At 47.4% G+C, this 19,889-nt stretch carries 13 protein-coding genes; 9 read left to right on the top strand and 4 right to left on the bottom strand.

Going from position 1 to position 19,889, the window contains the following annotated elements; translation table 11 throughout:
- Positions 1–20: 20 nt before the first annotated feature.
- From NDI35_RS07690 to NDI35_RS07660, 7 genes are all read left to right on the top strand, one after another.
- Positions 21–365 carry a slr1659 superfamily regulator gene (locus NDI35_RS07690; protein ID WP_445312294.1) on the top strand — a complete coding sequence of 115 codons (345 nt, stop codon included), beginning with the start codon at positions 21–23 and terminating at the stop codon, positions 363–365.
- Positions 366–434: 69 nt separating this feature from the next.
- A complete protein-coding gene (locus tag NDI35_RS07685) occupies positions 435–1,910 on the top strand; it encodes an adenylate/guanylate cyclase domain-containing protein (RefSeq protein WP_445312206.1) in 1,476 nt (491 codons plus the stop codon).
- Positions 1,911–2,312: 402 nt separating this feature from the next.
- Positions 2,313–2,546 (top strand): hypothetical protein, encoded by a 234-nt coding sequence (locus NDI35_RS07680; protein WP_445312205.1) that lies wholly within the window; start codon positions 2,313–2,315, stop codon positions 2,544–2,546.
- Between the two features lie 107 nt (positions 2,547–2,653).
- A complete protein-coding gene (locus NDI35_RS07675) occupies positions 2,654–2,791 on the top strand; it encodes a helix-turn-helix domain-containing protein (protein ID WP_445312204.1) in 138 nt (45 codons plus the stop codon).
- Between the two features lie 98 nt (positions 2,792–2,889).
- Complete coding sequence (locus NDI35_RS07670) at positions 2,890–7,728, top strand: PAS domain S-box protein (RefSeq protein ID WP_445312203.1); 4,839 nt, start codon at positions 2,890–2,892, stop codon at positions 7,726–7,728.
- 165 nt (positions 7,729–7,893) lie between these two features.
- Positions 7,894–9,543, top strand: coding sequence for an ABC transporter substrate-binding protein (locus tag NDI35_RS07665; RefSeq protein ID WP_445312202.1), 1,650 nt, complete (start codon positions 7,894–7,896; stop codon positions 9,541–9,543).
- A gap of 160 nt (positions 9,544–9,703) precedes the next feature.
- Positions 9,704–10,369 carry a pentapeptide repeat-containing protein gene (locus NDI35_RS07660; RefSeq protein ID WP_445312201.1) on the top strand — a complete coding sequence of 222 codons (666 nt, stop codon included), beginning with the start codon at positions 9,704–9,706 and terminating at the stop codon, positions 10,367–10,369.
- A 451-nt stretch (positions 10,370–10,820) separates the two neighbouring features.
- On the opposite strand, the gene NDI35_RS07655 is transcribed toward NDI35_RS07660, so the two are convergent.
- The 4 genes from NDI35_RS07655 to acnB all read right to left on the bottom strand — a co-directional run bounded on the left by NDI35_RS07655 (position 10,821) and on the right by acnB (position 15,086).
- Positions 10,821–11,201 (bottom strand): cupin domain-containing protein, encoded by a 381-nt coding sequence (locus NDI35_RS07655; protein ID WP_333165736.1) that lies wholly within the window; start codon positions 11,199–11,201, stop codon positions 10,821–10,823.
- Positions 11,202–11,302: 101 nt separating this feature from the next.
- The gene (locus tag NDI35_RS07650) at positions 11,303–11,758 is read right to left on the bottom strand and encodes a PIN domain-containing protein (protein WP_445312200.1); all 456 of its coding nucleotides are present in this window, start codon (positions 11,756–11,758) and stop codon (positions 11,303–11,305) included.
- A 3-nt stretch (positions 11,759–11,761) separates the two neighbouring features.
- On the bottom strand, positions 11,762–12,217 hold the full coding sequence (locus NDI35_RS07645; protein WP_445312199.1) for a hypothetical protein: 456 nt from the start codon (positions 12,215–12,217) through the stop codon (positions 11,762–11,764).
- A 253-nt stretch (positions 12,218–12,470) separates the two neighbouring features.
- Entirely contained in the window at positions 12,471–15,086 is a 2,616-nt protein-coding gene (gene acnB, locus NDI35_RS07640; RefSeq protein ID WP_445312198.1) for a bifunctional aconitate hydratase 2/2-methylisocitrate dehydratase, read from the bottom strand.
- Between the two features lie 225 nt (positions 15,087–15,311).
- On the opposite strand from acnB, the gene NDI35_RS07635 reads away from it, so the two are divergent.
- Together NDI35_RS07635 and NDI35_RS07630 are read left to right on the top strand one after the other, a co-directional pair.
- A complete protein-coding gene (locus tag NDI35_RS07635) occupies positions 15,312–15,485 on the top strand; it encodes a hypothetical protein (RefSeq protein ID WP_445312197.1) in 174 nt (57 codons plus the stop codon).
- 173 nt (positions 15,486–15,658) lie between these two features.
- Positions 15,659–19,837, top strand: a complete 4,179-nt coding sequence (locus NDI35_RS07630) for an EAL domain-containing protein (protein WP_445312196.1) — start codon at positions 15,659–15,661, stop codon at positions 19,835–19,837.
- Positions 19,838–19,889 lie beyond the last annotated feature (52 nt).

The following is a 19,889-nucleotide window of genomic DNA, read 5'->3' as shown; positions in this document are numbered from 1 at the left end:
AGGGACTTTTTTTTGTGGCTATGGAAATTAATACACAAGATTACCAGATCTGTTACGATCCAGCAACGGCAACCGTGAGTTTTATTGGATCTCTAAGGCTGAGCGGGCCTGCGGAGTACGCGCCGATAGCGCATTTCCTAACGAAGGTTGCCGACATGGAACCGACGAAAATTACCCTTAATTTGCAGCAGTTAGAATTTTTGAACAGTTCTGGCATCAATGTGCTATCGAAGTTTATTATCGAGATCCGCAACACAGCCAGGGTGCAAATGGCGGTACAAGGCTCTCAAAGCATAAGTTGGCACGGCAAATCTTTGAGGAATTTCCAGCGCCTGATGCCGGGTTTGCAGTTAGAATTTCTATAGAAACACGATTACTTTTAGGTGCGAGCTGTTGAGCAATTTTTTGTTAGTCGAGGCGCCAATTCTCGAGTTATGCTGGAAGAACAACCATCTAGAGAACAGCTACTTTTAGAGATAGAAAGATTGCGCCAGCAAGTGGAAGACTTGAAGGAGGAAAAAGCGGATCTGGAAATCTTGCTGGAAACTACTGCTGAACATTCTGATTCGGTTGAAAATGAGTTGCGATCTCGCGCATTCGAGGCAGTGCGCGAAGGCGAAATCAAGCTGGCTCAATTTCTCGAAGCGATTCCCATAGGTGTGCTCGTGCTGGATTCTCAAGGCAGACCTTACTACGTAAATCACGCCGGACAGCAGTTACTCGGTCAAGGAGTTTTGCCCTTAAATGCAGTTGAGGATTTGTCAGAAAATTATCAAATTTATATTGCGGGAACTAAGACTATTTACCCTTTCGAGAATTTGCCGATCGTCCGAGCTTTGAGGGGCGAAAACGCCACTGCTGACGATCTGGAAATTCATCAAGCTGACAAGAAAATTCCCCTGGAGATTTGGGGAACGCCAATTTTTGACGAGGGTGGCAAAGTTGCTTTTGCGATCGCAGTTTTTCAAGATGTCACGGAACGCAAAGAAGCTGAAGTCGATCGCCATTTATTTATTAAAAAACTATTTGACCTTAATCAAAACTTGGAAAAATCCCTGGATGCCGAATCAGAGTTAACTGATGCCTACGGTAGATTTGTGCCGCACCAATTTCTAAATTTGTTGGGATATGAAAGTATTATAGATGTCCATTTAGGCGACCAAGTGCAGCAGGAAATGTCGGTGCTATTTTCCGATATTCGCGACTTCACGACGCTTTCAGAAACTATGACTCCCCAAGAAAATTTTAAATTTATCAATGCTTACCTTTCGCGGATGGAGCCTGCCATTACTAGCAATAACGGGTTTATTGACAAATACATCGGTGATGCAATTATGGCTTTGTTTAGTGACTTTGCAGATGATGCAGTGAAAGCGGGTATTGCAATGCTAAATATCCTCAGAAATTACAACGAATACCGTCAAGGTGTCGGCTACGTCCCGATTCACATTGGCATTGGCATCAATTCGGGTTCTTTGATGCTGGGGACAGTCGGGGGTAAAAGCCGAATGGACAGCACTGTGATTAGCGATGCTGTTAATTTAGCATCTCGCATTGAAGGATTGACCAAAGATTACGGCGTACCTCTGTTAATTTCTCAGCAGACTTTGGAACGGTTGCGAAATCCCAGGGATTATGCTATTAGGATTGTGGATAAAGTACAGGTAAAAGGAAAATCTCAATATGTCGTAGTCTATGAGGTATTTGATGCAGATCCGCCGGAAATTCTGTCGGCAAAGCTAGCAAATTTGTCTGTATATAATGAAGCTATGTTACTGTGCGAGCGCAAGGAGTTCCGAGAAGCTGGAAAATTGTTTGAGGAATGTTTGCGAACAAACCCCAGCGATCATGTAGCTCGCATTTACCTGAAACGCTGTCGGGATTGGCGATCGCTCCTCAAAGGAATTTAAAGCAAGTTTAGTCTATTTTAGATTTTAGACTGCCTCCACAGATAAATCTGGCAGCTTGAACTAGGCTCTAAAATGTTGGGGGCTGACCACTTCTGTCGCAAAGCAAGTATCCGTTTTTGGGCTGATTCCTGACTCATGACTCATCTCAAATCCGGTTACATCTGACATCTTGCATCATTATTGCTTAACACGCCCGACTACCTGTTCCACAAAGAGTAAATTTTCTTGTGGGGAGTAGGGGTTGGCTTCTTTTAGCCAGCCCGTAAAAGGCCGATAGATCGTGGTGCAACATCTCCGTTCCATCCGAATCATATAACAATCGCCCAGGCTGCTAGGACAGATACTAGAGATAGTCCCTCGTCTTGATAGTGTTCAATCTCCTGATGACCAAACCCTACATTTATGAACTACGTCACAAAGTCATCTAAGCCCGGAGAGCTTTTTGAGATGAAGAAAACAGAAGCCTGTCCCGTGTTTAAAATCAGCCACAACATCATCAAAAATCAAGCTTTTAGGCACAAACCAGAGACTTTCAAGAAAATCCGAATCGTCCCTGGTACGACACTGGTTTTTAAGGTGAAGCGTTTATATTTTCAAGGCACTACAACTACAATATATCTTGAGAGTGATGACTGACCTCTGGAATCTGTCAAAGGTGTAAAATATAAACAGCTTTATACCTGTTACTTCTGAGAGCTCTCAAAATAGAACGGCTTAGGGCTCAAAAACCAGCGATCGGTAATTTGGGGCGAGAACGGCGGCCAGCGCTGAACCTGTCTCAGAAAAAGTTGGCGGATGAATTAGGGACGACCTTTCCCCCGATTAATCGTTCGGAAAATGGACACGCTACGCCTTCGGGCTTGGCACTCAAGCAAATTTAGATATTGCTGGATGAGTTAGGTAATTTGCCAGATGCAACGCTTCGCGAATGCAGTAAGGCGCTGCGAGCAAGATATTTTTCGGATAAGGAGTACAAAGGGTGAGTTTACAGGGAATCAACAGCATTTTCAGAGATATTCGACTACTTCCCTATGGTGTGGCGACCCTCTCCGTGGCTCTGGCACTGGCGCTAACCCGATTGCTTTTACCGTGGCTCTACCCAACCACGACGCCGCTGTTTTTGATCGCGGTGATGGTGAGTGCCTGGTATGGCAGTTTCAGGGCTGGGTTTCTGGCAACAATTTTATCGACACTGGCAATCAACTATTTTTTTATTGAGCCGTTCTATTCCTTAAAGATCACTAATGTAGAGACAATTGTTCGGCTGGGTATGTTTTCGCTCGCCGCAGGATTGAGCGCTTCACTCAATCTATCGTGGCGCACTGCTATAAAAAACGCGAAAGCAGCCTTGCAAACTTTACAGGAGTCAAGGTCGCTAGAACAAAAAGCCCTGGTTCGCGGCCAAGTAGCACAAACTGCGGCGACGGAGGCAAAAGAACAGCTAGAAACGGTACTTTCTAGCATCAACGATGGGTTTTACATCCTCGATCGCGATTGGCGCTACACCTATGCCAACGATCGCTACTGTGAAATGGTTGGAATGCCTCGGTCAGCGATTCTGGGTCAGAACGTTTGGGAGTTATTTCCGGCTGCAGTTGACACCGATGCTTATGTGCAGTTTCATCGGGCAATGGGGGAACAAACGCCGCTCCAGTTTGATTATCTCTACTCACCTGGGAAGGGTTGGCATGACTATCGAATTTACCCTTCGCCCAGGGGACTGACCGTTTTGCTTGCTGACATTACCGATCGCAAACAGGCCGAACTCCTCCTAATCGAGCAGAAACGACTGCTGGAGTCGATCGCATTCGGACAGCCCCTAGACGACTGTCTGGCAGCCGTGTGTAACTCAGTATCCAGGCTGAATCCGGGTACCCGCGCGGGCTTCCTGCTAGCGGATGCTCAGCGGTTAACTTTTAACAGATCCATTACTCCAGACTTTCCAGCGTCTTTTGGTGAAGGACTCCAAGATGCTCCGATTAACGATTTGTGCATTGGAACCTGTGGCGAAGCAGTGTATAGCGGTCAGCCCGTGACCTGCGCCGACATTGCCAACGACGACCGCTGGTCGCAAGCATGGCGAAATTTATGCGTGGCTCATGGCATTCTAGCCTGTCATTCTCAGCCCGTGATCGGGCAGGACAATCTAGCTCTGGGGTCGCTGATGCTTTGCTTTAGCGAGACGCGGAGGCCGACGGATTGGGAACATAAACTCGCCGAGTTCGGCACCCAAGTTGCCAGCATCGCCTTCGAGCGCGATCGATCGTTCCAGGCGTTGCGTGAGAGCGAAGAACAGTTCCGACTGGCTTCCGAAGGCGGCAATTTGGGTTTGTGGTATTGGGATATAGAAACTGATACCCTGAGTTTTACGGAGATAGCCAAAGCGATGTTTGGTTTACCCCTGGATCAGGCAATGTCAGTGCAGGTATTTTTAGAAGCGGTGCATCACGACGATCGCCCATTCGTTCACACCGTACTCACGGAGCTAAAAGCGAATCAACCGCATACTGAAATAGAATATCGGACGCTTTGGCCAGATGGCACCGTTCGTTGGATTTTGGCAAAGGGCGATTGCGCCTATAACGCTGAGGGCATCATAATTTCAACGCGGGGCGTATTAATCGACATCAGCGATCGCAAACAAGCCGAAGAAGCGTTGCGTCAAAGCGAAGAACAGAGTCGCAACATTCTGGAGAGCATTGATGATGGATTCTTTTCCCTCGATGAGAATTGGCGTTTCACTTACGTGAATCGGTCAGCGGAAATTCTTCTAGACCGCACTCCGGGCGCTCTGATTGGGAAGAATTTGTGGGAAGAATTCCCAGGACTCAATGGCAGCGAGTTTGAGCGGGTTCATCGGCGCGTGGCAAAGGAGCGCGTGGCTTTTTCAGTGACGGCGTTTTATCCGGATCACGATCGGTGGTATGACGTTCGCACCTACCCTGCCGCGAACGGGATTACGATTTATTTCCGAAATGTCACCGATCGAAAACAGGCCGAGGAGGTATTGCAACAACGAGAAGCAGAACTTCGTTTAGTCACCAATGCCGTGCCTGCCTTGATTTCGTTTGTAGACTCAGACCAGCGCTATCGCTTCAACAATCGAGCATATGAAGAATGGTTTGGACATCCGGCAGCGCAAATCTATGGCAAGCACCTTCAAGAGGTTTTAGGCGAAACTGGCTATCAAGGGATTCGTCCTTATGTTGAGCAAGTCTTGGCAGGAGAGGAAGTGACCTTTGAAACCCAAATTCCCTACAAAAATGGTGTAACCCGTTATGTCAATGCAACCTATGTTCCCCGCTTCAATAGCCAGGGAAAAGTTGAAGGGTTTGTAGCACTGGTAAACGATATCACCGATCGCAAACAAGCCGAAGCCACACTACGGGAGAGTGAGGCACGGTTCCGGCTGATGGCAGATGCCGCCCCTGTGCTGATTTGGATGTCGGGTACCGATAAACTCTGTTATTACTTCAACCTCCCGTGGCTAAACTTTACGGGACGGACGATCGAGCAAGAAAGGGGCAATGGTTGGGCAGAAGGAGTCCACCCCGACGACTTTGAGCGGTGTTTAGACACCTATGTGACTGCCTTTGATGCCCGTCAACCGTTCAAGATGGAATATCGCTTGAAACGCTGTGATGGCATATACCGTTGGGTTATGGATGAAGCTGTTCCTCGCTACGGATTGGAAGACCAGTTCTTGGGCTACATAGGCTCCTGTGTTGATATTGAAGACCACAAACAAGCTGAGGAAGCCCTGCGCGAGAGTGAATCCCGCCTCCGTCTGATCATTGAAAGCGCCAAAGATTATGCCATCTTCACCCTTGACCTTAACGGCATCATTGCCAGTTGGAACTCAGGGGCAGAAAGGTTGTTGGGCTATACCGAGACAGAAGCAATTGGTTGCTCGGTTCGGATGATCTTCACGCCCGAAGATAACGAACAAGGACAAGCCGAGTACGAGAGGCAAACGGCTCTACTGCAAGGACGGGCCGAAGACGAACGCTGGCACGTCCGCAAAGATGGGAATCGGTTTTGGGCCAGTGGATTGATGATGCCCCTGCTTAACGAAGCGGATTCTCCGCAGGGATTCGTCAAAATCATGCAGGACAAGACCGCACAACGGCAAGCAAGTGAGCGACTGCAATTGCTGTATGAAACTACCCGCGATCTCATGAAGACAGAACAGCCTCTGGCTTTGATGGACACGCTATTCGGCAAACTTGCAGTGCAACTCGATCTGCACTCTTACTACAACTTCATGGTGGAAGAAAAAGACAACCGCCCGATGTTGCATTTGAGAAACTATGATGGCATCTCTGAAGAAAGGGCGCAGGCGATCGCATGGATCGAATTAGGGCAATATCTCTGTGGACTGGTTGCCCAAACGCAGCAGCAACTTGTCTTGAATCAAGCCGAACTCTCGACTCATCCGAATGGTAAAGCCGTCTATGAACTTGGCATCACGGCTTACGTGGGTCAACCGTTAATCGCTCAAGGGCGGTTATTAGGAACGCTCTCATTTGCCAGTCGGACTCGGACGCACTTCACTCCGGCAGAAATCGAGCTGCTGGGATCGACCTGTGACCAGATCGCGATCGCTCTGGAACGGGCAAACCTGAACGATTCACTCCAGCAGCAAGCGGAACAGCTAAGACAGGCAAATCGCATCAAGGATGAGTTTTTAGCGGTACTATCCCATGAATTGCGATCGCCCCTCAATCCCATCCTGGGGTGGTCAAAGCTGCTGCAAACTGGCAAGCTGGATGCGGCCAAAACGGCACAGGCGTTAGCGACGATCGAACGGAATGCCAAGCTGCAAAGTGAACTGATTGAAGATTTGCTTGATGTCTCGAAAATTCTCCAAGGCAAGCTCAGTCTTAATATTCGTCCAGTCGATTTAGCTTTAACTGTGGAATCGGCGATCGAAACTGTCAATTTGGCTGCTGTTGCCAAATCCATTGATATTCGGACTGTGTTAGATCCTCAGATTGGACAAATTTTGGGGGATTCGGGCCGTTTGCAGCAAGTTGTGTGGAATCTTGTTTCCAATGCGGTCAAATTCACCTCAGCCGGGGGGCGCGTTGAGGTGAATTTGACTCGTGTTGGCAATCAGGCTCAAATTACGGTGGCGGATACAGGGATTGGCATCGCACGGGAGTTTTTACCCTACGTGTTTGACTACTTCCGGCAAAAAGATGGCGCTACAACCCGCAAGTTTGGTGGCTTGGGATTGGGGCTGGCGATCGTGCGACATCTAGTCGAACTGCACGGTGGCACCGTTGGGGTCCAGAGCCAGGGTGAAGGGCTAGGAGCTACCTTTACCGTAAGACTGCCCCTCTCAGGGAAGGTAAGACAAGAAAAGTCTCTTCCAGGACTTTCAGAACGATCGACTGCGGATGAACCGTTATCCGGGATGCGGATACTGGTGGTAGATGATGAGCCGGATATGCGAGAGTTGATTTCCTTTTTGCTAGAAGATGCAGGTGCAGAGGTACTGACTGTTGCTGTCCCTCAAGAAGCCCTCACAGCCTTGACTAATTTCCAGCCAGATGTCCTGTTGAGCGACATTGGAATGCCGGGGATGGATGGCTATATGCTGTTGCGGCAAGTGCGAGCTCTGCCGCCAGAACGGGGTGGGCAGATTCCCGCGATCGCCCTGACTGCCTATGCGGGTGAGTTTAATCAACAGCAAGCTTTGCAAGCTGGATTTCACCGACATCTGGCAAAGCCGATCGAACCGGATAAATTAATTAAGACGATCGCCGCGCTTCTTAGCAATAACAGTCATCGCCCAGCAAGCTATAAAGATTGAGTCCAAGGATCTCAAACCGATCGAACATCACCCAGCTTTTAAGTTGCTGTGGTTAGGCAGCGATATTTGTATTACAGGAGAATCTACAAATAAATCCGGTTTCTAGTCTAACAGTGCGTAAGTCCTGATAATATAATCAATAATTTGGAGTGTCAAAAAAAGACGATGGGAATTAACAAGCAGCAGCCTAGAATACGTATAAAACCTTCAGTGATTAAAGCAATAGCTCTGTTCTTTCTGTGCTGCTTGTTAACTGCAAGTTGTGGACAAAGAACACGTCCATCGGTCACTGCGACCGGCGAAAATGCTAATAACCGCGTTACTATTGGCACAACCTTGAAATTGCGGACGATGGACCCTGCGGACGGTTACGAAACCTTATCAGGACAATTGCTGCGAAATTTGGGCGACACTCTCTACACTTACAAGTCGGGAACTACTGAGTTAATCCCCCACTTAGCGACAGCAATGCCAAAAGTTAGCCAAGACGGATTGACATATACAATCCCCTTGCGTCAAGGAGTTATTTTTCACGACGACACACCGTTTAACGCCGCAGCAATGGAGTTTTCCTTGCAGCGGTTTATCCAAAATGGTGGCAGTCCGGCTTTGTTGTTGAGCGATGCAGTGGAATCGGTGAAAGCCACGGGCGAATACGAATTAACTTTTCAACTCAAAAAGCCTTTTGCTGCTTTTCCTTCCCTGTTGACATTTTCCGGTATGTGTGCCGTTTCTCCGAAAGCTTACGAGATTGGGCAGGGTAAATTTAAACCCGATACCTTTGTGGGAACTGGACGTTACAAGCTGGCGAAGTACGGCAGCGATTCTCTCAAGTTTGACGTGTTTGACAAGTATTGGGGGGAAAAGCCGGTTAATCAAGGAATTGACATTTTGCTGCTTTCTAGTTCGTCAAATTTGTTTAATACTTTTCAGACTGGTGCAGTTGATGTGGCTTATTTGTCTCTGGATGCAGACCAAGTTCGCAGCTTGGACGAGGGAGCAAAAAAAGGGAAATGGCAGGAAATCGCGGGAGAAAGCAGTACGGTTAATTACATGACGCTGAATATGCAGTCTAAACCGCTGGACAAGTTAGAAGTGAGACAAGCGATCGCATCAGTGATGGATCGCCCCTTGATTAACGAGCGCGTACTGCAGGGACAAGCACAACCGCTTTACAGTCTGATTCCCACAACCTTGGACGTTCAAAAACCGGTTTTCAAAGAACTGTACGGTGACGCCAACACGGCAAAAGCCAAGGAACTATTAACGAAAGCGGGATACTCGGCCACAAATCCTTTTGTTCTGCCAATTTGGTATGCTTCGGCTTCAAGAAAAAGAGCTTTAGTCGCAAGTACGATCGAGGCGCAAACTAAACTCAAAATGGACGGGATAATGCAGGTAGAAATTAACAGCGTTGAATCTCCGACTTTGTTTCAAAACATAGAGAAGGGCATTTATCCAGCGGTTTTAGTGGATTGGTCCGCCGACTTTTTTGACGCTGACAATTACATTCAGCCGTTTTTAGATTGTGCCACAGGTTCGGAGGCTGGGGGCTGCTCCAAGGGTGCAAGTCAAAGTCAGGGTTCGTTTTATTATAGCGATCGGGTAAATCAACTGATCGACAAGGAGCGCAAAGAAACAAACCCTGAAACCCGCAAAGCCATATTTGCCGAAATTCAAGACATACTGGGTAAAGATGTACCTTTCATCCCTCTTTGGCAGGATAAGGACTATACATTTGCTCAGAACAGCATCACCGGCGTCCGTCTAGAACCGACGCAATCTTTTCCTTTTTGGTTCCTGAAAAAGCAATAATTCTTTACAATAATTTTGGGGAGTTTAAAACTCAATAATTATTGCATATTTTGTGCACAACAGGGTGATGATTGTCACAGTTTCTCAAAGAGACTGATCACCCTAACCTCTTTAATAATGTGGGATATTATTAAAGAGAGATTTTGCTGAGGGTGGGTATATGAAACTTGGAATTTTAACAACAACAGGGCTGCTGATTGCGATGGGCTTGGCCTCGGCATCGGGAGTAAACGCAGAAAACGTATCACACGTCAAGCAATTATTAGAAACTAAAAAATGTAGCCAATGTGACTTGACAGGAGCGCAGCTTGCTGGTATGAATCTGAGCGGGGCAGATTTGAGCGGTGCGAATCTCAGAGGTGCAAATTTGAACGGTGCAAATTTGGACGAAGCCAAACTGAACGAAGCAAATCTGAAACAAGCTAAATTGCAAGGTGCGAGTTTAGTTGCAGCTAAAATGCACGGGGCTAATTTGGAGGGAGCTGATTTGAGCCGCGCTAATCTGAGTTTGGCGGGTTTAGTGATTGCGAGTTTGAAAAATACCAACCTCACCAGCGCTAATTTAATCGGCGCTAATTTAGAAAGCGCCAATTTGGCGGGTGCAAATCTGAAAAATGCTCGCCAGTCTGTAGCGAATTTAGCTAATGTCAGCCTCAGAGGCGGAAGTTTGTCGGGAATAGACGTACAGGGAGTCAACTTGCGGGATGCAAATTTGACCAATGCAAATTTGAACGGTGCAAATTTGAACGGTTCGGACTTGACAGGTGCTAATTTAAAGAATGCCAATATGGCAAATGTAGATTTGAAAAACGCTTCTTTGCCGTAGGACGATCGCCAATTGCTATATCAAATTCTGGTCCTTAACAAACTTAATATAATAAGGTAGGGGCAATTCTGAAATTGCCCCTACAGTTTTAATTGTAGGATTTATCTTGTTTCCGATCGCTGCGTAGGTCAATCGATTTTAGATTTTAGATTTTAGATTTTAGATTAAAGAATTGACCCCACGGATAAATTCGGGGGGCAAGTTTCATCGGATACAGGTTTTTTATTTTACCGGTCCTGAGTCTGCGCGTTGGAATGAATCCGGGGGCTTGTATCTTGGCTGCTTTCGGTCAATCGATTTTAGAGTTTAGATTTTAGATTTTAGATTAAAGAATTCAAGCATTGAGCCCACGGATAAATTCGGGGGCTTGTATCCTGGATGCTTTGCGTCATGGTTCGGTGTGCGAAGCTTTTCCTTGGCGTCTGCGATTGCTTCATATTTTGATCTAGGATCAATCTTCCTCGTGACTATCTTGGGCGAAGCGGATAATGTCATCATCGCCGAGGTATTCACCATTTTGGATTTCAATCATCACCAGGGGAATAACGCCTGGATTTTCTACGCGGTGAGCAGTATTCATGGGAACGTAGGTTGACTGTTTCTGCATGAGAATCGTCTCTTTGTCGTCGCAGATAACTTTAGCGGTACCGGAGACGACAACCCAGTGCTCGCTGCGGTGATAGTGCATTTGGGTGCTGATGTGATGCCCCGGCTTGACTTCAATGCGATTGATCTTATAACGATCGCCCGCGTCTATGACTGTAACTTGACCCCAGTACCGGGTTTGTGTGCGATCGTCAATTTTTTCGATTGTGTCCACTGTTTCCACCATCCTGTTTATCTCGCCAACGGTGTCTGTAAAAATATCTGTAGTTCAAAGTATAGCAGGGATTGGCTAAGTGCGTAACTCCGTAAGTGCGATCGATTTCAACATTACTCAATTAGCCGCCATTCACGAGCATCCACAAATTGCGACAAATGCCCCACATTTGTTGTAGCAATTATCACCTCATTGCCTTCACTTGCCTCCAATATTGCTTGAGCAGCCAAAATCACATCCCCGTCAAGTGCATTGGCTTCTGCTGTTGGTCTTCCTCTCCTTCTCGAATCCGCCCACAACTGAGCGGCCAAAAGCATTACTTCTGTAGTCAAAGGACGGTAGGGAAGTTGCGATTTAAGTTCATCAAGTCGTCTAATGCCGGCCGCCTTACCTGCACGAATTAATTCGCGCCTCACCTCATAGTCAGCAATTTCAGGGAGTATTACAATGTAACCTTTTAGTGGCAAAGATTGCAGCCAGAGTTTACCATCTTGATATAAAGAAGAGGCGGCTTTTGGATTTGTAACAATTCCTAAAGGCCCAGAATCTAACAACACTATTCTGCTCATGGACTATATATGCACCTGGTTTTCTTCTAGTGCCTTGCGAAGCACTTCAGCGGTTTCTGTTTGTTCCTCTTCATCTCCATCATCTACCCAAGACTGTAACAGCTTGCTCAAAGCTTCGTGCTGCTGTAAAGGATCGATAATTTCTGGTTTTTCGTTATCCTCATTTCCTTCCTTTAGCCCCGCTCGCATTAGTCTGGTCATAGCTTGATTTCTTCTGATACTCTCCTTCGACAGTTTAGTAAAATCTACATTTTCAGGTGTCTCGGCGGGTTCCGACAATCCTGGCTTAACTGTCACAGTTTCCAGAAATAACCTCATCATTTTAAGCAAATTAGGCCAATATTCTCTCGGAGTTTGCTGAATTACACTGAGAAACTCTACCATTTCATTACCAATGCGAATTTCTGGCGCTGAAGTTGGTGTCTCTGGGTTTTCAGTGATAAAAGCTCGTTCAGACATACTTTTTTTCTCCTCAATCGGATTTATAGGAATTGGCAGGTCGATATCCTGGATGGGAATTAGAGATTGGCGATCGAACTCGCCTCTACTTATATTTTAAACAAAAAACGGGGGATGATTCATGGAGATTCTGGGATTTGTTGTAACCGCAGATGTCAGCGGATTAACACAGATGAACGCAGATAAAATTCATCTGCGTACACCTGCGTTCATTTGCGTTTCAAGATAAGCAGTTCGCTGAGTTTCGATAAAACTACTTGCTCAACACACCATCGGGAATTCCCAAAATATCCTCAATTCGAGGCATATCTTCCAAAGCAATCACTCTGCCTTCATCCTCAAAACCAGCAATTTGATCGAAATTCAAATACCGATACAAATCACCCGCAAAAGGATCGATTCTCTTCGACACAATGTCATTGTATTCTTGGACTGTAGGAATGCGACCTAACAGCGAACAAACGGCCGCCAATTCCGCCGAACCCAGATAAACTTGTGCATCTTTGCCCATGCGGTTGTTGAAGTTACGAGTAGAAGTGGAAAAAACCGTTGTCGCATCTTTAACCCGCGCTTGATTTCCCATACAAAGACTGCAACCGGGCATTTCTGTACGCGCTCCAGCCGCTCCAAAAATGCTGTAATAACCTTCTTCTTTGAGTTGCTGTTCGTCCATGCGAGTTGGCGGACAAATCCACAGGCGAGTTTTCACTTCCCCTGCACCTTCCAACACCTTCGCAGTGGCGCGGTAGTGACCGATATTTGTCATGCAGGAACCGACAAATACTTCGTCAACCCGATCGCCCGCAACCTCACTCAACAACTTAACATTATCCGGGTCATTGGGAGCAGCCACAATGGGTTCTGTAATCTCGTTCAAATCGATTTCGATGATTTCAACGTATTCCGCATCAGCATCCGCCTCCATCAGCACCGGATTTGCCAGCCATTCCTCCATCTTCGCCACCCGGCGCATCATCGTCCGCGCATCTTGATAGCCCCGCGCCACCATGTTTTTCAGCAGCGCGACATTGGAGCGAATGTACTCGGAAACAGTCTCCACGCTCAATTTAATCGTGCATCCGGCGCAAGAACGCTCGGCCGTCGCATCGGTCAATTCAAAAGCCTGCTCAACCTTCAAATCGGGCAAACCTTCAATCTCCATAATCCGCCCAGAAAAGATGTTTTTCTTATTCTGTTTCGAGACTGTCAGCAAACCTTTTTGAATTGCTACATAGGGAATTGCATTCACAACATCCCGCAGCGTTACTCCCGGCTGCAATTCACCTTTGAACCGCACTAAAACCGATTCCGGCATATCCAAAGGCATGACGCCCAAGGCCGCAGCAAATGCCACCAATCCCGAACCCGCAGGAAAGGAAATTCCCAAAGGAAAACGAGTGTGAGAATCGCCGCCAGTTCCCACTGTATCTGGCAATAACATTCGATTCAGCCAAGAGTGAATAATGCCGTCTCCGGGGCGCAAAGCTATGCCGGCGCGCTCTGCCATGAAATCGGGCAATTCATGGTGAGTTTTGACATCAACTGGTTTTGGATAAGCGGCGGTGTGGCAGAAACTTTGAATAACCAAATCGGCGCTAAATCCCAAACAAGCAAGTTCTTTTAATTCGTCCCGAGTCATCGGCCCGGTGGTATCTTGCGAGCCGACTGTTGTCATGACTGGTTCGCAAGATGTACCGGGACGAACGCCGGACAAACCGCAAGCTTTGCCTACCATTTTTTGTGCTAAAGTGAAGCCTTTGCCCGTATCTACTGGGATTGTAGGACGGGTAAAAATAGTGCTAGGTTCTAGTCCTAAAGCTGCGCGGGTTTTGTCGGTTAAAGTTCGTCCAATTAATAGCGGAATTCGGCCACCTGCGCGAACTTCGTCTAGAATTGTGTCGGGTTTGAGGGTGAATGTGGAGATAATTTCTCCGGCTTCGTTGGTGATTTCGCCTTTGTATGGATGGATGGTAATTACCATTCCTGTTTCCATTTTGGAGACATCACATTCGATCGGCAATGCGCCGGAATCTTCAGCGGTATTGAAGAAGATCGGGGCGATCGCACTTCCTAAAATATAACCGCCATTGCGTTTGTTCGGCACAAACGGAATATCATTGCCAATATGCCAGAGCACGGAATTAATCGCCGATTTCCGTGACGAACCGGTACCGACAACATCACCAACATAGGCTACGGGATGACCTTTTTGCTTCAAGTCAGCAATGGTTTGCAAAGCTCCTGGCATCTTACTTTCGAGCATCGCCAAAGCGTGTAGGGGAATGTCCGGTCGCGTGGTAGCATGAGGTGCAGGCGACAAGTCGTCAGTATTGGTTTCTCCAGGAACTTTGAAGACTGTAACGGTAATCGCTTCTGGCAATACAGGACGGCCTGTAAACCACTCGGCATCCGCCCAAGAATCGACTACCTGCTTGGCGTAGGGATTGGTATCAGACAAAGCTATAACGTCGTGGAAAGCGTCGAATACTAACAACGTTTTGCTCAGTGCCCGGGCGGCGGTGGCGGGAATGGCGATTTCGGCAGTAGGATTGAGCAAATCGATTAAAGATTGGACGTTGTAACCGCCCATCATTGTCCCCAGCAGGTAAACTGCCCATTTGGGAGCAATTAGGGGGCTGTGGATTTCACCTTTAGCAATGCCAGTTAAAAAACCAGCTTTGACGTAGGCGGCGCTGTCTACGCCTGGGGGGACGCGATCGCGCAATAATTCTATTAAGGTTTCTTCTTCTTGTGCCGGCGGATTTTTCAGCAGTTCACACAGTTCCGACGTTTGCTGAGCGTCTAGCGGCAGCGGTGGAATTCCCAAAGCGGCCCGTTCGGCAGCGGTACGGCGGTAAGATTCAAGCATTTCTCCTCTCTCCTCGGATAGTATTCAGTGGTTGGCAAGCCGGTGACTTTACTTTTTAGATTAGGAGCTTCCGCTGCACATTGGGTAAAGTACCTCGCTCTTATAAAAACTTAACGCAACTTTAAAAACAGTAGATTGTCATACCAAAGATAGATGTGTTCTCCACTCGGAGTGCACGAGATCAGACTCCAGCCCAGCAGTGTACAGGTCTTCAGTTGCATTGTTGTGGTTAAGATTAATGTGTTGTGGGCTACGATCGATCGTCCTCTGCATCCATCCCTAACAACTAAAGCTAGGGAAGCATTTGTCAATGAGCAATTATGCTCAGAATTTACTCGGATTGTGGGTACAAAACTCAGATTGGCGCGATCGAGGAATCATGCCGAGTGCCATATTTAGGCTCACCCACTCCCAAATCGCGAATTTTCTACTCCTAGAAAAGCAGTTTTTTTGAGTAATCTTACTGATTGACAAATGAAATTAAGTCTTCAGTTGTTACCAATGCTCTGCATCGGAAATCGTCATTTACCACAAGTTTAAAAAAGTTGTCCTGCTAATGGATCGATTAAACAATGGAAAGTTTTATCCCTGAAAACTCTGAAAACTGTCACGGCTGGGCCTCCAAGCCAGACTTTTACAAAGAGCTGCAAGGAACCAAAGAATTACTGCTGACGATAGCTAACTCGATGCCGATACCCTTGATCGTCAGCAGTCTGGCGGACGGCACAATTCTTTATAGTAACGATTTATGCCGTCAGGCTTTCGGGTTCACAGGATTCAAGTCGATCGACCGCCAAAAAGCCGAAATGCTCTACCACAACCCCGCAGACCGCCAGGAACTGATGGTGCGGCTCGCCCGCAACGAACACGTCTGCGAGAGAGAAGTCCGGCTTAAAAAAGCTGACGGCACGCTGTTTTGGGCAAGTGTATCGATGCGGTATCTGACATTGGTGTCGGGGAAAGCTGTTCTGTCGGTGTTCAGCGACATTACGGATCGCAAGCGAGCCGCCGCCAAGGAGCAGGAATTGCTCACGTCAATCCACTCGCGGGCGCGCCAGCAAGCGGCCGTCGCTTACTTGGGGCAGCAGGCCCTGGCCGAAACAGATTTGTCTGCACTGATGGACAAAGCTGCGGTTTTAATTGCTCAAACCTTGGACGTTGATTATTGCCAGTTATTAGAACTGTTGCCCTCTGGTCATGCTTTTATGCTGCGAGCGGGGGTTGGCTGGCAGCAGGGCCTTGTCGGCAGCGCTACTGTTGCTGCTTCTGCCCGATCGCAAGCAGGTTACACATTGCTAGTGGGCGAACCGACAATCGTCGAAGATTTGCGGGTGGAAACCCGCTTTAGCGAGTTGCCACTGCTGCATAACCACCGGGCTGTCAGCGGCGTTACTGTAATTATTCCGGGCAATCGAGGAGTGGGGAGCAACTGGGGACAAGCAGAACCAACGAACAGTTCCTCCTCGCAGGCCTGGGGGATTTTGGGGGTTCATACCAGCCAAAGGCGGGTTTTCAGTCAAGATGACGTTTATTTTGTAGAAGCGATCGCCAACGTGTTAGCTGCGGCGATCGAGCGAATTATATCGCAAGAGCGCTTACAAATGATGGAACGGGCGATCGAAAGTTGCAGCAACGGCATTGCAATCACCGACGCAACCGTTGCAGATAATCCGATTATTTATGTCAATCCCAGTTTTGAGCGGATTACTGGTTATCGCAGAGACGAGTTAATCGGCAAAAATTGCCGATTTTTGCAGGGCACAGACACTGACAGCCCCGCTGCCAAACAATTGCGAATTGCGATTGAAGAAGGCAGAGAATCTCAAGTTATATTACGCAACTTTCGGAAAGACGGCACGCCTTTTTGGCACGAACTGTCGATCGCTCCGGTTTACAACTCGCGGCGACACTTAACCCACTTTATTGGAGTACAAACAGACATTACTGATCGCCAGCGTTCGGAAGAAGAATTATTTTTAAATTCTCAAGCTTTAGCAGCTTTTAGCGCTAATCTCAAACACTTGCACCGGATTACAACTTATCATTATCAAAACTTTGAAGAACTGGTTGACGATTATCTAACAGCAGGCTGTTTGATGTTTGGACTTTCGAGGGGCATCATGGCTGAAGTTGACAACGAGACTTTTATTGTCCGAGCAGCTAAAACAGAGTTAGAATACTTCGTGCAAGGCTTAGAATTGAACCTCAGCGATACTTACTGCGCCGCAGTCATTAAACTTAACAAAACAGTTGCGTATTCTCATATAGGAGCAGATATTGAGATGCGCGAACATCCTGCTTATCAGAACTGCCACGCGGAATCTTACATCGGAACGCCGATATTTGTTAACAATAAAACTTACGGCACGTTGAGTTTTAGTTCTCCAGAAATAAAGAAAAGAAAGTTCAAGTACGAGGAAATAGAAATTATAGAATTGATGGCTCAAAGTATTGGCAAAATTCTGGCGGTTCACCAAATGGAAGTCGAACGCCAGCAAGCTGAAAAAGAGCGATGCGAGTTGATAGTATCTCTCAAAGAAAGTGAAGAACGCTATCGCCGTTTAGTAGAACTATCTCCCGAAGCGATCGCCGTTCACAGTCAAGGGAAAATCGCCTACATCAATGCTGCCGGCGCGAAACTCCTCGGTGCGAGTTCTCCCGAAGCGCTCATCGGCTTTCCAATATTGCATTTCGTCCATCCAAACTATGTGGAAATAGCCACAGAGCGCATTCGGCTAGTCGAGACAGAAAATCAGCCGCTCGACCTTGCCGAACAAAAACTGATGCGGCTCGACGGACAAATAATAGACGTTGAAATGGCCGGCATCCCCGCCACTTATCAAGGCTCGACGGCCGGCCAGATTATTATCCGAGATGTCACCGAGCGCAAGCGAGTAGAACGGCAACTGCTGCACGGCGCTTTTCACGATGCGCTGACGGGTTTGCCCAACCGCGTTTTGTTCATCGACCGGCTAGGACAAGCCATCCGCCGATCCAATCAGTCCCCCGATTACAAATTTGGTTTACTTTTCCTAGATTTAGACCGCTTCAAAGTAGTTAATGATTCTTTAGGACACGTTTTAGGAGACAAACTGCTAATCGCCCTCGCCCAGCGACTGCAAACCTGCGTCCGAGTTTCTGATACCGTCGCCCGGCTGGGGGGAGACGAATTCACCATCCTGCTAGACCACATTCAGAGCCTAAGCGACGCCACCCTCGCAGCTAAAAAGATACAAAAAGAACTGACGAAGCCGTTTCATCTCGAAGGGCACGAAGTATTTACCACCGCTAGCATTGGCATTGTTTTCAGTCGAGGCGAAGCCACCGCCAGTGACCCATCAAATTCGTACACTCACCCGGAAGAATTCCTACGCGATGCTGACATCGCTATGTACCGCGCTAAAGCTTTGGGTAAGGCCCGCCACGAAGTGTTTAATTTGGCGATGCACGACCAAACTATGTCGCTGTTGCAGTTAGAAACTGACCTGCGGTTGGCTATTTTGGGCAAGGAGGAATTAGGAGAGAGCAAGAATCAATGTTCGCACTTTATTGTGCACTACCAACCAATTGTTTCGATCGCCAGCGGTGCGCTAGAAGGTTTTGAGGCCTTGGTGCGCTGGCACCACCCAGTTCGGGGTTTAGTTCCGCCATCTACTTTTATCCCTGTAGCTGAAGAAACAGGTTTGATCGTGCCTCTGGGAGCCTGGGTGTTGCGGGAAGCTTGTCAGCAATTGCGGATTTGGCAAGAAATGTTAACCGAGGAACAGGGAAGAAGTCCAATGGAAGTCGGAACAAGACCCTTCGACTCCCTTGGGCTTCACTCAGGGCAAGTCGCTCAGGGTAACAAAAAGGAAGAAGGCGCTTCGACTTCGCTCCGGGTAACAACAGGGAACAGGGCAATAGGCAATGTAGGGGATTTAACTGATGTAACAGATACAGGGAATGAGGAACACGGAATTTTTACTGAGGTTAGCCCCAGTATTGGTCACAGGGAAGAAAGAATCGGTAAAAAATTACCAATTCCCAGTTACCCATTCCCGATTACCGATTTCCACTCATCTATTACCAATACTTCGGCTACGCTCAGTACGAGTTCCCAATTCCCGATTCCCAATACTTCGGCTACTTCGGCTTCGCTCAGTACAAGTACGTTCAGTACAACTTCCCAGGTACCAATTCCGAATTTTAAATTACCCATTATTGATCCTTCGCAATTAACAATGAGCGTCAATCTTTCTCCTAAACAGTTAGGTTTCCCGAATTTGATCGATGAAATGGATCAAATTTTAGCAGAAACTGGCTGCGATCCAAGCTGTTTAAAATTGGAGATTACTGAAAGCGCGATTGTGGAAAATGTGAAGAAAGCCAATATTGTGCTATCCCAATTAAAAGCTAGAAATATTCGATTGTCGATCGACGATTTCGGTACTGGCTATTCGTCTTTGAGTTACTTGCACCGTTTTCCGCTGGATACACTGAAGATCGATCGATCTTTTGTAAGCCGCTTGGGCGCTGTCGAAAATGGTGACGACGGGGGTCAGCCTTTGCAGATTGTGCGGGCGATCGTAACTTTGGCTCACAATTTGGGATTGAATGCGATCGCCGAAGGTGTAGAGACAGGCGAACAGTTAGCGCAGCTTCGAGAACTAGACTGCGAATTAGCTCAGGGATATTGGTTTTCTAAACCTTTGGACAGTTCTGCCGTGACAGAAATCCTGATAAATCTCGGTAATAGAGCAATTATGGACTGAGTGAGGCACGGATTGGTAAATGATGCGTCACCCCGTGAAGACATTTTGGCTA

Source organism: Microcoleus vaginatus FACHB-2002 (assembly GCF_040004035.1).
Taxonomy (GTDB): domain Bacteria; phylum Cyanobacteriota; class Cyanobacteriia; order Cyanobacteriales; family Microcoleaceae; genus Microcoleus; species Microcoleus vaginatus_C.
This window is presented reverse-complemented; position numbering and strand designations above follow the sequence as displayed.